The sequence below is a fragment of the Streptomyces sp. NPDC047042 genome, assembly GCF_040644035.1.
Lineage (GTDB): Bacteria > Actinomycetota > Actinomycetes > Streptomycetales > Streptomycetaceae > Streptomyces.
The window spans coordinates 113332-126130 of record NZ_JBEYVP010000023.1; the positions used below are offsets into that span (position 1 = coordinate 113332).

Sequence of the window (12799 nt, forward strand, 5' to 3'; positions counted from 1 at the left end):
GGCGGCGCTATGAGGAAAAGCTATGGAGAAACCTTTCTCCTCAAGGGTCGGACGCCGTCAGGAGAGCTTGATCAGGGAGTAGTCGTCGCAGTAACCGGCCGCGGAACCCGCGTCCTTGTAGCAGTAGACCGCCGCCGAGGTGTTGCCGCTCCCGGTGGTGAAGAAGACGGGCTGCTGGGCGTAGGCGGTGCTCGAGGTGCGCAGATAGGTCTCGGTGCCGCCGAAGCCCTTCACGCCGACGGCGACCTGCTCACCACCGGTCGCGACCTTGGCCCAGCCGGTCAGCAGGTAGGTGGCGCCGGAGGTGAGACCCGAGGCGGACTGCTCGACACCGCTCGTGGCGGCGCCGGTCTGCAGCGAGTAGGTGCCGGTGCGGGCGTTGGAGGCGACCGCGTTGGACTGGGCGCCGCTGCCGCTGCGGGTCCACGGGCTGAGGGAGCCGGTCTCGAAGCCCGCGTTGGTCAGGACGTTGGACGGGGTGGAGATCTTTTCCACCGCGAGGTCGTCGCAGTTGCCGGTGCCGGTGCCGCCGGTGTTCTTCCAGCAGTAGACCAGGGCCGAGGTGTTGGAGCCGCCCGTGGTGAACAGCACCGCGGCCTGGGAGTACGACGTCGTGGCGACGTTGGTGAAGGTCTCCGTGCCGCCGTAGTTCTTGACGCCGATCGCGAGGGTCTCCCCGGCGTTCGCCACCTTGGCCCAACCGGTCAGCAGGTAGGTGGTGTTGGGGCTGAGGCCGGTCAGGTTCTGGTTGGCGCCGCTGCCGCTGGCCTGGGTGGTCAGCGCGTAGCCGCCGGTGCGGGCGCCCGAGGAGGTGACGGACGGGGCGGCGCCGCTGTTGGTCCAGGGGCTCATCGCGCCGCTCTCGAAACCGGCGTTGGAGACGAGGTTGCCGCCGGTGCCGTTGTCGGCGCCGATGTTGGGCGCGGCCGTCGCGGAGACGGTGTTGCCGAAGGCGTCCTTGCCGCCGTTGCCGCTGATGACCGCACCGGCCCGGATCACCGGGGAGGAGGGGTGGACCTGGTAGGCGGCGGTACCGGTGTACGAGGAGGAGGTGTTGATGTTGCCCGGGTTGCGGAACTCGGGGTCGGTGACGACCTTGGCCGAGTCGGCGGGCTCGGAGGACGGGTGGGTGCCGTAGAAGAGGTTGTTGGAGTAGACGGATCCGGAGCTGGTGGTGAAGTAGCCGCCGGTGCCGTAGTTGAACACCGCGTTGTTGCGGAACGACAGGGTGCCGGTGACGCTGCCGCCCTTGCGCGAGTACAGGATCGGGGTGTTCAGACCGCTCTGGTTGGCGTAGATGCTGTTGTTGTAGATCAGCGGAACGGCGACCGAACTGCCGCTCTTGTTGGGGATGTTGCCGACGAGGTGGAAGACGCCCGTGCCGTGGGTCGGGGTGCCGGCGGCGGGGCAGCCCGCGTTGGTGCCGTCGTTCTCACTGATGTTGTAGCGGATCACCGTGCCGTCGCTGGGGACGGTCGAGGTGGGCTCGTTGGCGATGGAGAAGGGCGGCATGATCAGCATGAAGCCGCCGAGGTTCTGGTGGCTGTAGTTGTACTGGAACGTGGTGTTGTGGTTGCCCCAGTCGACGTCGTAGCCGGTGCCGTCGGCGCCGTTGACGTGGCAGTAGACCTCGTTGTTCTGGACGACGGTGTCGTTGCTGCCGGACATCCAGATACCGGCCGAGGCGCCGTTGCAGTACTGGCCGGAGGGCGGGCAGGTGGCCTTCGCGCCGCCGTAGCCGGCCTTGTTGCCGTCGATGAGGGCGCCGTCGTTCTTGACGACGAGGATGTCGTCCGCGCCGTCGTAGGTCATGGTGTTGCCGCGGATGACCGTGCCCGTGGTCTGGCCGGTGCCCTGGCCGTCCCCGTCCGGGGTGACAGCGACGGCGATCCGGTCGACGTGGTCGAAGGTGTTGTTCTCGACGACCACGTCGTCCCAGGTGGAGACGGGGGTGGTGTGGTCGGTCTGGACGCCGACGCCCGCGTTCGTGGCGTACCAGCCGCCCGACCAGCCGCTGATGTGGTGGATGTTCATGTCGTGCACCCGGATGTGGTGCAGGACGCCGCCGGAGCTGTTCTCGGCGAGGACGCCCGAGCGGTACGCGGGTGACGCGGCCGGGTTGGTGAGTTCCAGGCCGCCGATCTCCCAGTACTGCTGGTTGAGCAGGTGGATGACGGGACCGGTGGCGCCGCCCGCGTTGATGACCGGCTTGGCGCCGGTGCCGTAGGAGCCCATGGTGATGGGGCTGCCGGAGGCGCCCGAGCCCTGCGGGGTGAGCTGGCCGGAACATGTGGTGCCGGTGGCGAAGAGGATGTTGTCGCCCGCCCCGAAGGTGGTGTTGTTGACGCTGGTCACCGAGTTCCAGGGGCTGGCCTGGGTGCCGGTGCCGTTGGTCGCGGCCGAGCAGTCGACGTAGTAGGTGCTGCCGGCCGCCATGGCGGAAGGAGCCGGGAGGAGGAGGGCGCCCGCCAGCGTGGCGAGCAGGGTGAGGACGCGGGACGCCCTGAGGCCGGGGCGGTCCGATCTGCGACGCTTCATTGCGGCGCTCCTTGCTGGGTGAATGAGTCCTCCGGGTCGCGGGCTGCGACGCGGGGCTTTTTGCACCGGGCGGGCCGAGGCGAACCCCGTCCGAAAACTCCGCCCGGAATCTGTGGCGGGGCGCCTCAGCGGGTCGGGAGTGACGCCGGGAGGGAAGCAGGGATTGACGTCTCGAGTACGGAGGCGTGGCGCATGCCCGGCGGCAGCGCCAGGTCGACGGGCTCCCAGACCACGCCGTCCTTGCTGCGGGAGGCCCCGTACCTTCCTTCGAGGAAGTGGTCGTAGATCATGACCAGCTCGTCGTCGCGGCGGAAGATTGACGGGCCTTCCACCACCGAGGGGGTGACCGGCCCCCGGGAGGAGGCGTAGGGGCCTCCGGGGGTGTCGAAGGAGATCAGGTGGATGTCCTTGTGGGGGGTGGCGAGGTCGTTGGTGCCGCGTTCGTCCTTGAAGGCCATGAGGAATCCGCCGCCGTCCGCCTCGCGCACGGTCGCGTCGATGACCGAGTGCCCGGGGTCGAAGAAGAGACTCGGGGCGGAGAAGGTGCGGAAGTCCTCAGTGCTGCAGTGCCAGATGCGGTGGTCCTGGCCGATGTGCTCGTAGTCGCGGCCCTCGGCCGTGCTCCCGGCCTCCACGACCGACGACCAGATGAGGTGGTACAGCCCGGTCGCGCGGTCCAGGAAGAACTCGGGGGCCCAGGCGTTGTGGGCTCCCTCGACACCGGCCATCACCGGGACGAGTTCCTGGGGCGACCAGGTCAGCAGGTCGGCCGAGGTGGCGTGCACGATGCAGGGGCTCGTCCAGCCGTCGGTGGCCAGCAGATGGAACAGACCGTCGGGGCCCACCCCGATGAACGGGTCGCGCAGTCTGCCGGTGCCGACCGTGCCCCGTAGAACGGGCCGCCCCTCGTTCACCGCTGCGAATTCCTCGCCGTCGTGGCTGTAGGCGAGGTGCAGTGCCTCGTCGGCGTCGGTGAAGTATGAGACCACGTACATCGGTGGGATGGTCCTTCCGGGACGTCGGGGCGCGGGTGCCCCTGGACGGTGGGGTCGGTCGGGTGACCTGGGTACTGGTGAGGGGTGACGCGGGGCCGCCGACCGGCGGATCAGGACTTGACCGCTCCGGCGGACATGCCGGCGACCACCTGGCGCTGGAGGAAGACGAAGATCAGCAGCAGCGGCAGGACACCCAGCAGGGCGGCGGGGAACAGGGTCGTCGGCTGCACGGTGTGCGGGTCGATGAACGAGTACGCGTTGACCATGACGGTCCGCTTGTCCGGGTCCTGGAGGAACACCAGGGGCACCACCAGGTCGTTCCAGACCTGCAGGGCGACGAAGGTCAGCATCGTGCTGGTGACCGGCCGCAGCAGCGGCAGGATGATCGTGAAGAACGTCCGGAAGGCTCCGCAGCCGTCGAGCGAGGCCGCCTCCTCCAGGTCCACCGGGATGGAGCGGATGAAGCTGGTGTAGAAGAACACGGCGACAGGCAGGTACAGGGCCGTGTAGATGAAGACCACGCCCGCGTAGCTGTCCAGCAGGTTGAGGTCGCGCATCAGCAGGTACAGGGGCGCCACCACGACGAACACCGGGATCGACGTGCCCAGGATGAACAGCCGGTACAGCGCGGTGGACCAGTGCTGGGTGATCCGGGCCAGCGGATAGCTGGCGAGTGAGCCGATCACGGTGATGGCCAGGCAGGAGAGCCCGGTGATGAGCAGGGTGTTGAGGGTGCTCCGCCCGTAGTGGATCTGGCTGAACGCGTCGGTGAAGTTCTTCAGGGTCAGCGAATGCGGGATGCCCAGGGGGGATCGGGCCACGTCCGCCGCCGTGCGCAGCGAGGTGACGACCGTGAAGAGGAACGGCAGGACGAACAGCAGGGTTCCCAGGCAGAGCAGGACGGTGCCGAGCCCGCCGAGGAGGCGGCGCAGCGGGTGGGGCGGGGTCGCGCCCGTGGGAGCGGGCCGGGTTCCGGTGGGCGGGGCGGAGATGTCTGAAGTCATGGTGGCGATCCGTCGTTCTCAGATGCGTCGTTCGCGGAGCCGGAGCAGGGAGGAGGTGGCGCTGGACAGGACGACCACGGTCACGAGGAGGACGACCGACAGCGCGACCCCGTAGGCGAACTTCCCGCCGCCGAAGACATTGCGGTACACGAGGAGGGTCAGGGTGTCCGTGGCGCCGGCCGGGCCGCCGTTCGTCAGCACGAGGGGGAACTCGAAGACCTTCAGCGAGCCGATGAGGCTGAGCGTCACGTTGACGGTGAGCGCGGGGGCGAGCAGGGGCCACTCGATGCTGACGAAGCGACGCCAGCCGCTCGCGCCGTCCAGTGCCGCCGCCTCCAGCAGTTCGGTGGGCATGCTCATGTAGCTGGCCAGGAAGATCGCGCAGGAGTAGCCGGTGAACATCCAGATGTTGACGGCGGCCACCGAGTAGAGCGCGGTGGAGGTGTCGCCCAGCCAGACGTGGTTCAGGCCGTGCAGTCCGACCAGGTCGAGGAGCGCGTTGATGCCCCCGGTCGGGGCGAACAGATACGACCAGATGAAGGCGGCCATCACCGGGGAGATCAGGGTCGGCGTGAGCAGGACGACGCTGAGCGTCTTGCGGACCCTGGGGCGGCGGAACAGGAGGCTCGCGAAGAGCAGCCCGAGGCCGTTCTGCACGACGACGACCACGGCCGCGTACAGCACGGTGTGCCACAGGGCGGCGGTGACCTTCGGGTCGTCGGCCATGGCACGGTACTGCTCGGCGCCGACGAAGTTGGCGATGGGTCCGCCGAGGCTGTCGGTCATGCTCAGGTAGATGCCGCGGGCCAGCGGATACAGCATGAACACGCCGTACACGGCGATCGCCGGGAGCAGGAAGGCGGCCATGGTGGCACGCCGGCGGTGGAACACGGGGGATCCTCCTCTTGCCTGGTGGATGGCCGGGGCGGGGGCGGTGCGGCCGGGAGCCACCGACCGCGGCCCTCGCCCCGGCAGACCAGGGGTGGGCTGGCTGGGTTACTTCGCGGACGCCGCGGTCTGGATGTCCTTCAGCGTCTGAGCGGCGGACGCCTGGCCCAGCAGGTACGCCTGGATCTTGGAGCCGGTGTCGGTCTCGGCGGCTGCCGCGTACCAGGAGTTGGAGGGGAGGATGCGGTAACGCCCGTCCTTGAAGGCCGTGGTGAAGGCCGTCGTCTCGGCGCTCTCCGGGGTGGTGCCGCCGGTGAACGGGGACTCGGCGTGCTCGGCATCGAGGTACTTGGCGAGGTTCTCGCTCTGCGACCAGAACTTGACGTACTCGCGGGCCGCGTCGCCGTGCTGCGACTGGGAGTTGACGCCCCACATCGTCCCGGCGAACAGCATGCTGTTGGGCTTGGTGCCCGCGTCACCGCCCGGCCAGGGCGCGAACGAGACCGGGAAGCCGGCCTTCTTGACGTTGGAGACCTGCCACGCGCCCTGGTACCAGAAGGCGCTCTTGCCCGCGCTGAAGTCCTGCGGGCCCTGGGCCCACTCGTCGACGCCGAGCTCGTTCTTCCAGTTGACGTACCCCTTGTCCTCCAGGGTCTTCAGCTGCTCGAGCGGGCCCTTCCAGTCCGGGTCGAAGGACGTCTTGCCGGCCAGGAAGTCGGCGTCCCACTGCTTGTTCTTGTTGTAGACGAGGGTCGAACCGCTCGCCTGGAACACGGAGCTGCCGGTCCAGCCGCTCTTGTCGGGCAGCGCGATGGGGTTGATGCCGGCCTTCTTGACCTTGGCGAGGTCCGCGAGGAACGTCGGCCAGTCGGCGGGGACCTCGGTGACGCCCGCCTTCTTCAGCAGGTCCATGTTGGCGTACAGCCCGATGCCGATCAGCTCCATCGGCATCGCCAGGGTCTTGCCGTCGGCCTGCGCGAACGGCTTGGCGTCGGGGGCTATGGCGCTCGCCCATGACTCCCCGGACAGGTCGGCGAGGTAGCCGGAGGCGCCCCACTTCTTCATCTTGTCCGTGTCGACCATGATCACGTCGCCGGCCTTGCCGCCGAGCAGTTCGGGCTGGAGCTTCTGGACGTAGGTGTCGTTGGCGGTGATGTACTCGAAGTCGACCTTGATGTCGGGGTGGGCCGCCTCGAACGCCTTGTTGATCTCCGCGACGTTCGCCGGCTCCGCGCCGCCGCCCTTCCAGGCCTGTACGTGCAGGGTCACCTTGCCGTCCGCGGAGGTGCCGGACGACCCGCTGCCTCCGCACGCGGCCAGTGAGACCGCCATGGCGGCGACCGTGGTGGCGATCGCGAGACCTCTCCCAGAACGCTTCATTGCATACCTCACCCATCGTCGGTACGGACCGACTTGTCAGCTCTGAAGGGATGTGAACGGGCTGGTCGGTTTCCGTGTGGGGGAAGGTGCTACATGCGGAAAGGGACCGGTCGACCCGATTTTGCGGCGAACTTTTCTGCCGATTGCGGGGACTGTAACGCAAAACTTAGCTGACATCTAGAAGTAACTTTCGGTGCTCGACCAGCCGGTTCAGTAGACCGCTGTCGTCCCTTGAAGCTGGCATGTTTCGTTGACGTGACCGCTGCCTTATCGTTACAGTTGCCCGAGCGTTCGCGGCAGAAGGAGTCCGGGTGGCAGGGCGGGTGACCATCGCGCAGGTGGCCGAGGAGGCCGGTGTCTCCGCGATGACCGTGTCCAACGTCGTCAACGGCAGACCGGGTGCTTCCGAGGAGACCCGGCGCCGTGTCATGGAGGTGGCGGCGCGGCTCGGCTACCGGCCGAACGTCTCGGCCCGCAACCTCAAGGCCGGCCGCAGCGGGCTCATCGGTCTCATCGCCCTGGACCTCACCAGTCAGTACGGGCTGGAGATCCTGCGCGGCGTCGCCGACGAACTGGCCGGCGCCGAGCAGGAACTGCTCGTCAACGCCACGTACCACGACGCGGTGCGGGAGAAGGACCGGATCGAGTTCCTGGGCAACGGCCTCGTCGACGGTGTGCTCATGATCGCGCCCGTCCTGGAGGCCGACACGGTCACGCTGCTGCGCAGACAGAAGCTGCCCTGCGTCATCATCGACCCCCGGCGCGTGGACGTACCGCTTCCCCGGATCACCGTCGACAACTACCAGGGGATGCGCCAGGGCACGCAGCACCTCATCGACCTGGGGCACACCCGGATCGGCTACCTCCGCGGTGTGGAGGACCTCGAAAGCACGTCGATCCGCTTCCAGGGCTTCGAGGACGCGATGCGGCTCGCCGGCCTGGAGGTCGACGAGCGACTGGTCGCCTCGTGCGACTTCTCCTATGCCAGCGGCTTCCGCGCGACCACTCGCCTGATCGACGACCACGGCCCGACGGCGGTCGTCGGCGGTGCCGACCTGATGGCGCTCGGCGCCATCGACGCCGCCCGGGCGCGAGGACTCGCCGTGCCCGACGATTTCTCCGTCGTCGGCTTCGACGACCTGCCGCGGGCGGCGCAGAGCTTCCCCGGACTGACCACGGTGCGCCAACCACTGCACGACATGGGCCAGAAGGCGGCCCGCGCACTGCTGTCCGTCATCGAGGGACAGCGGCTGCTCATGGAGAACATGGAGGTGGGCACGGAACTCGTGGTGCGCAACTCGACCGCCCCGCCCCGGTGATTCTCAGCCCGTCCGGCGTTTGAGGACGAGGCCCTGTTCAGGGCCGAAGGGGGGTCTGGGGGCGCAGCCCCAAGGGGCGTCAGCGCACAGGCCGCCGCCGCGCCCGCCGGGACAGCCGGGCCCCGAAGAAGATCAGGTCGGCGGCGAAGACGACGATGCCGAGGGCCAGGAGATATCCCAGGCCCGAGGCCGCCGCACCGATGATCCCCAGGACGACGGCCACCAGGACCAGCAGCAGGAACAGCGCCATCACCGCGACCACCTCCTCCGTGCCGGGTACGGGTCGCCGGTCTCAGCGGCGCGCGAGCTGACGTTCGCCGCCCGCTCCCGGCTGGTACGGCATGCCGTAGTGCCGGAAGATCTCCTCCTCCCGCTCGGCCGGCAGCACGTCGTCCGTCCCGATCGACGGGGCGTCGCGCACCTGCGCCTTGGCGTAGGCGACCTGCACGTAGTCCGGTCCGAGGACCACGTCGTCGAGGGGGACGAAGACCAGCCGGTGGCGGGTGGGCAGGCCGGTCCGGACGGTGGCCATGGCGGGTTCGTCGGTGGCCGTGTCCACGTAGACCGCCTCGAGCATGCCGATCCTGCGCTGCTTCGTGTCGATCACGTCGTGGTCGCGCCACTCACGGATGTCGGCTGGACGGATCATGCGGCTGCTCCCTGTCTGGCCCCGACGCGGAGATGCCGGTACGCGGCTACGCGGGTACGGGGACCCCGGGTGCCCTCCGGGGCCCCGGGCATGCGTGCCGCCCCACTTCTTGTCTCGACTCTTGTCTCGACCATGTCCCGTCAGTCGGATTGTCGCAATTTCGAGACCTCCGGGAGGGTGACCGCGCGTCCACGGTGGGTAGTCCTCGCTATCTCGGATCCGTGACCGTTTCAGGGGGACAGATGACGGACGACAGATTCACGAGCCTGCCCGGATGGAGAGGCGGCGACGCCAACGCCGCGTATCTCGACAAGAACCTGCGGCACTTCCCGGTGGAGACCTCCCTCGACGACTCGGTCAGCTGGCGGCTGCTGCTCCAGCTGTTCGTCTACGCCTTCCTGGCCTCGTTCCTGGCCTTCCTGCCGGTCTTCTTCTTCGGGCTCTTCCTCCTGCTCCTGGGCAGTGCCGAGGGATTCGCCTTCATGTTCGCGCTGTCGTACGTGGCCTCGGGCGTCGCCTTCTGGGTGACCCTGCTCGGCGTACGCATGATCGAACCGATCGCCGAATGGCGGGTCCTGCTGGCGGACCGGGCCGGCTCCCTCGACTCCGCGTACGTCTCCATCGCGGGGACGCTCGCGCAGCGCTCCATCCCCGTCGACCGCGCCGAGCGCGTCATCGCCACCGGCCTGGGCCGGGACCAGGTCCGCAGCCGCCTCGTGCTCTCCGAGGGCAGGTGCCAGGCCTACGTCTCGGTCTTCTCGTACGGTACGAGCCTCTACCTGGGCTGGCAGATGTGGCGCTCGCGTCGCGGATACGTCCTGATCGGCGGCTGGGTGTCGGATTTGATCGCGAACGTCATGGGCCGGCTGAGCCCCGAGCGGATCATGATGCGTACGGAGGGCGTACGGGCCATGCGTGAGGCAGTGCACGCGGCGTGCCGGGAGGGGCTGGCCACGGCGGTGGACCAGGTCGTGGTTCCCGTCAGCTACGCCTTCCCGCAGGGCCTGCCTCCAGTACGGGCCGACCACGCGAAGTCCGCGCCGATGCCGCCGGACGTGGGTTCCACGGGGACGTGGGGACCGGCCGGCGGACCCCCGCCGGGCGGTCCGCAGCCTCGGACCTGAGACGAAGGAGCGGGACCAGGAAGGGGAGAGTGAACGGATGGTCGCAGGCGCGCCGGGGGACGCGCGGGGCGTGCTCCTGCGTGCCGCCCCCAGCGGGGAGAACTGGGCCTACATCGCCTTCTCCCTCAGCCCCGCCCCGCTGCCCGGAGGCCTCTACCCGGAGTTCTCCGAGGCCCGGCGCAGAGCCGACCGGGTCGCCGCCGAGCGGGCCTGGCTCGCGGCCCTTTGGACCGAACGCACCACCGTCCGCTGGGACTTGCGGTTCACCGGCGACCCGGTGAGCGGACGGATCGGGACCGTCCTGATAGCCCAGCTGTACGGCGCGGACCGGGCAGCCGCGCTCCGGGCCGTACGGGACACGCTCCCCGCCCTGGCCCGGCTCCCCGCGCATGTGACGGGGACCCGGGTCGAGGACACCGACGAGATCGCACGGCTGCTCGCCCCCTTCGTACCGGGATGGGGCGCCATCGCGGAGATCCGCAAACGCATCACCTGCCGGACCCTCACCCGCGCGTGGGGAGCGGAACGCATCGCGACGACGGTCTCCCGGTTCGACGCCAACGACCCTTCCTGGGACCGGATATGGGCCCAACTGGCCGCCGAGCCGAGGCGTACGGTGATCAGCGTGTGCCTCGAACCGTGCGCCGCGCCGGCCGGCCTCGCCGCCGGCCTGACGATGCGCGCGCAGGCGTTCGGGACACTCGCGGTGCCGGGCCGGCCCGACCCGATGTACGGGCTGCCCGTACCCGGCGACCCCTTCGCCCGCGAGGCGCACGGCCTGTACGAGGAGGCCGCGCGTCGTTGCGCCGGGCGGCTGCACCGGGCGCGGATCTCGGTCGCCGCCGAGGGCGAGGCCCCGGTGTCCGACGTCCTGACCGGCCTCATCGCGCACACCGTGGCGCCGACGAGCTCCGGGGCGGTGGTGGTGCGCCCGCAGAGCCCGCAGGAACACCAGGTGGCTTGCGGCAACCTGCTGGGCGTCAACCGGGACTGGCAGTGGGAGGCGTACTGGCAGGGCGTCCCCGCGTTCCTGCGAACACCGTCCGAGGGACAGCAACTATGGCTGAGCGACCCGGCCACGGTGACGGCCCTGGCCGACCTCATGGACCCGGACGAAACGGCCGCACTCTTCAGACTCCCCCACGAGGAACCGGGCGAGCCCGAACTCTTCGCGCTGCAACGAGGATCACCTCATACCTCCGGCCCGGGAACACCCACCAACAACACCAACACCGGCGGCCCCGACATGGGTTGGACCGACTTCGGCGGCACTGGAGTCTGACCGCCGAGATCCCCCGCCCCCTATGACCGTCCGCCCGAACGACCGAACAGGAGCCCTCGCCCCATGCCCGCAGATTCCGCGTCCCACGCGCCGGAGAACGCTCTCACCTTCACCTTCTCTGGGGCTGCCGCTCAAGTCGACGCCCTGAACCGGGATTTGGCCGCGTGGATCAACGCCGGTGAGCAGGTGGGGGGCCGGGCGGGGCTGCGTACCGCCGGGCCCGGTCCTGGGGAGCAGGGGGACGCGGCCATCGCCGTGGACATCATCAACGCCTCCGCCGCCGTGGTCGCCGCTGTCACCAACGCGTTCTTTCTCTGGCTGCAGCAGCGGCGCCCGACCTACCGGCGGATCGAGTTCGAGGCGGTTCGGCCCGACGGCACCCGGGTGAGTGGAGCGGTTGACGACGAGGCCCAACTCCCGGCGGTGATGGCCCAGTTGGCCGCGTTCGCCGTCGTCCCGCCCGGAGCGGACGAATGACCCGGGTGCCGTCGGGGCGCTCCGCGTCCGCGCGTGCGCTGCTTGTCGGTACCGGTCGGCATGTCCGGCCCAGCACCCTCCCTCCCATGCCCCAGGCGGTGACCGCAGCCCGCGCCCTCGCCGCCGCCCTCACCGGCCCCCAGGGGATGTTCGACGCGCGCCGGACCACCGTCGTCCCGGAGCCCGCCGACCCCCGGCAGATACTGGACCCCCTGCGCCGCATGGTCCGGGAACCGGACGCCGACCTGCTGCTCTTCGCCTACTGCGGGCACGGACTGCTCGGCCGGGACGACCGCCTCTGTCTGGCGCTCACCCCCTCCAGCCAGTACGGCGGCGGAAGCGACCCCAGCCCCTCCCTGCCGTTCACCGAAGTCGCCAGCCTGCTGCGGGAGTCGTCGGCCAGACACAAGGTCGCCATCCTCGACTGCTGCTTCTCCGGCCGTGCCCTCGGCCCGGACGGTCACGGCATCCATCTGCTCACCGCGTGCGGTCCCATCCAGAAGGCCCTGTTCCCGCCGGACGGCACCCTCACCGGTTTCACCGGGGCGGTCCTGGGCGTCCTCGACGAGGGTATCCCCGACGGGCCCCGCCACCTCGGCCTCGCCGACCTCTACGACCGTCTGGCGGTGGTCCTGCCGACCACTCCGGCTCCGCGAACGGGCCTCTTTCCCACCGGATACCCCGCTCCGCACCAGCAGACCGTCGACCGCTCCGGTCACCTCGCCCTTGCGGTCAACCCCGCCCACGGCACCGCGCGTACCCCGGCGGGACTGCGGGCCCGGGCCGCCTTCGCGCAGCGGCTCAAGCGGCTCACCGAGCCGTCGCCCGACACCCCCGTGCCCGACCCGGCGGCCCTGCCGCGACTGGTCGACGTACTGGCCGACCTCGCCGTGGACGCGGCCGAAGTCCTGGGCCCCCTCGACGACTTCAGCATCGACGTACGCCGCAACCACGCCGTCATGACCGGCGTCGCCGGCTCCCCCGAGCAGGCCACGGCCCTGCTGTCCACCCTGGTCGACGCCCTCCGCGCGAAGTCGGCCACCCACCGGTCGCTCCCGGGGGCGGAACGGGCCCTGGCCCACTGGAGCAGCCGGAGGTCCTTCAACGGCGCGTGACGCCGCTGGGGTTCGACGGGAGCAGTCG

The 12799-nt window shown here is 69.7% G+C and carries 12 protein-coding genes; 5 read left to right on the forward strand and 7 right to left on the reverse strand.

All coding sequences use genetic code 11. The annotated features are described in order from the left end of the window. Positions 1 to 57: 57 nt before the first annotated feature. The 5 genes from ABZ855_RS26680 to ABZ855_RS26700 all read right to left on the reverse strand — a co-directional run bounded on the left by ABZ855_RS26680 (position 58) and on the right by ABZ855_RS26700 (position 6805). On the reverse strand, positions 58 to 2538 hold the full coding sequence (locus ABZ855_RS26680; RefSeq protein ID WP_360810941.1) for a carbohydrate binding domain-containing protein: 2481 nt from the start codon (positions 2536 to 2538) through the stop codon (positions 58 to 60). 125 nt (positions 2539 to 2663) lie between these two features. Next, positions 2664 to 3533, reverse strand: coding sequence for a glycoside hydrolase family 43 protein (locus ABZ855_RS26685; protein WP_360810943.1), 870 nt, complete (start codon positions 3531 to 3533; stop codon positions 2664 to 2666). Between the two features lie 110 nt (positions 3534 to 3643). Beyond that, the gene (locus ABZ855_RS26690; RefSeq protein WP_319205835.1) at positions 3644 to 4537 is read right to left on the reverse strand and encodes a carbohydrate ABC transporter permease; all 894 of its coding nucleotides are present in this window, start codon (positions 4535 to 4537) and stop codon (positions 3644 to 3646) included. A gap of 18 nt (positions 4538 to 4555) precedes the next feature. After that, positions 4556 to 5428: a sugar ABC transporter permease gene (locus tag ABZ855_RS26695; RefSeq protein WP_360810946.1), complete on the reverse strand. Its 873-nt coding sequence runs from the start codon at positions 5426 to 5428 to the stop codon at positions 4556 to 4558. A gap of 105 nt (positions 5429 to 5533) precedes the next feature. Continuing rightward, positions 5534 to 6805 (reverse strand): extracellular solute-binding protein, encoded by a 1272-nt coding sequence (locus ABZ855_RS26700; RefSeq protein WP_360810948.1) that lies wholly within the window; start codon positions 6803 to 6805, stop codon positions 5534 to 5536. 311 nt (positions 6806 to 7116) lie between these two features. Here ABZ855_RS26700 and ABZ855_RS26705 point away from each other — a divergent pair, with 311 nt between their 5' ends. Then, positions 7117 to 8124, forward strand: a complete 1008-nt coding sequence (locus ABZ855_RS26705) for a LacI family DNA-binding transcriptional regulator (RefSeq protein ID WP_319205832.1) — start codon at positions 7117 to 7119, stop codon at positions 8122 to 8124. 79 nt (positions 8125 to 8203) lie between these two features. Here the strand turns inward: ABZ855_RS26705 and ABZ855_RS26710 are convergent, their stop codons facing one another. Further along, on the reverse strand, positions 8204 to 8377 hold the full coding sequence (locus tag ABZ855_RS26710) for a hypothetical protein (protein WP_360811064.1): 174 nt from the start codon (positions 8375 to 8377) through the stop codon (positions 8204 to 8206). A 39-nt stretch (positions 8378 to 8416) separates the two neighbouring features. Further along, a complete protein-coding gene (locus ABZ855_RS26715; protein ID WP_360810950.1) occupies positions 8417 to 8773 on the reverse strand; it encodes a PRC-barrel domain-containing protein in 357 nt (118 codons plus the stop codon). A 242-nt stretch (positions 8774 to 9015) separates the two neighbouring features. Between ABZ855_RS26715 and ABZ855_RS26720 the strand changes: the two genes are divergently transcribed. From ABZ855_RS26720 to ABZ855_RS26735, 4 genes are all read left to right on the forward strand, one after another. Further along, positions 9016 to 9897: a hypothetical protein gene (locus tag ABZ855_RS26720; protein ID WP_360810952.1), complete on the forward strand. Its 882-nt coding sequence runs from the start codon at positions 9016 to 9018 to the stop codon at positions 9895 to 9897. Between the two features lie 37 nt (positions 9898 to 9934). After that, the gene (locus ABZ855_RS26725; RefSeq protein ID WP_360810954.1) at positions 9935 to 11179 is read left to right on the forward strand and encodes a hypothetical protein; all 1245 of its coding nucleotides are present in this window, start codon (positions 9935 to 9937) and stop codon (positions 11177 to 11179) included. Positions 11180 to 11242: 63 nt separating this feature from the next. Then, positions 11243 to 11656: a hypothetical protein gene (locus ABZ855_RS26730; RefSeq protein ID WP_360810956.1), complete on the forward strand. Its 414-nt coding sequence runs from the start codon at positions 11243 to 11245 to the stop codon at positions 11654 to 11656. An 86-nt stretch (positions 11657 to 11742) separates the two neighbouring features. Continuing rightward, positions 11743 to 12771 carry a hypothetical protein gene (locus ABZ855_RS26735; protein ID WP_360810958.1) on the forward strand — a complete coding sequence of 343 codons (1029 nt, stop codon included), beginning with the start codon at positions 11743 to 11745 and terminating at the stop codon, positions 12769 to 12771. Positions 12772 to 12799: the final 28 nt, after the last annotated feature.

Coding starts and splice junctions, on each gene's coding strand:
- ABZ855_RS26680 (WP_360810941.1), bottom strand. CDS start 2,538: ATGAAGCGTCGCAGATCGGACCGCCCCGGCCTCAGGGCGTCCCGCGTC.
- ABZ855_RS26685 (WP_360810943.1), bottom strand. CDS start 3,533: ATGTACGTGGTCTCATACTTCACCGACGCCGACGAGGCACTGCACCTC.
- ABZ855_RS26690 (WP_319205835.1), bottom strand. CDS start 4,537: ATGACTTCAGACATCTCCGCCCCGCCCACCGGAACCCGGCCCGCTCCC.
- ABZ855_RS26700 (WP_360810948.1), bottom strand. CDS start 6,805: ATGAAGCGTTCTGGGAGAGGTCTCGCGATCGCCACCACGGTCGCCGCC.
- ABZ855_RS26715 (WP_360810950.1), bottom strand. CDS start 8,773: ATGATCCGTCCAGCCGACATCCGTGAGTGGCGCGACCACGACGTGATC.
- ABZ855_RS26720 (WP_360810952.1), top strand. CDS start 9,016: ATGACGGACGACAGATTCACGAGCCTGCCCGGATGGAGAGGCGGCGAC.
- ABZ855_RS26725 (WP_360810954.1), top strand. CDS start 9,935: ATGGTCGCAGGCGCGCCGGGGGACGCGCGGGGCGTGCTCCTGCGTGCC.
- ABZ855_RS26730 (WP_360810956.1), top strand. CDS start 11,243: ATGCCCGCAGATTCCGCGTCCCACGCGCCGGAGAACGCTCTCACCTTC.
- ABZ855_RS26735 (WP_360810958.1), top strand. CDS start 11,743: ATGCCCCAGGCGGTGACCGCAGCCCGCGCCCTCGCCGCCGCCCTCACC.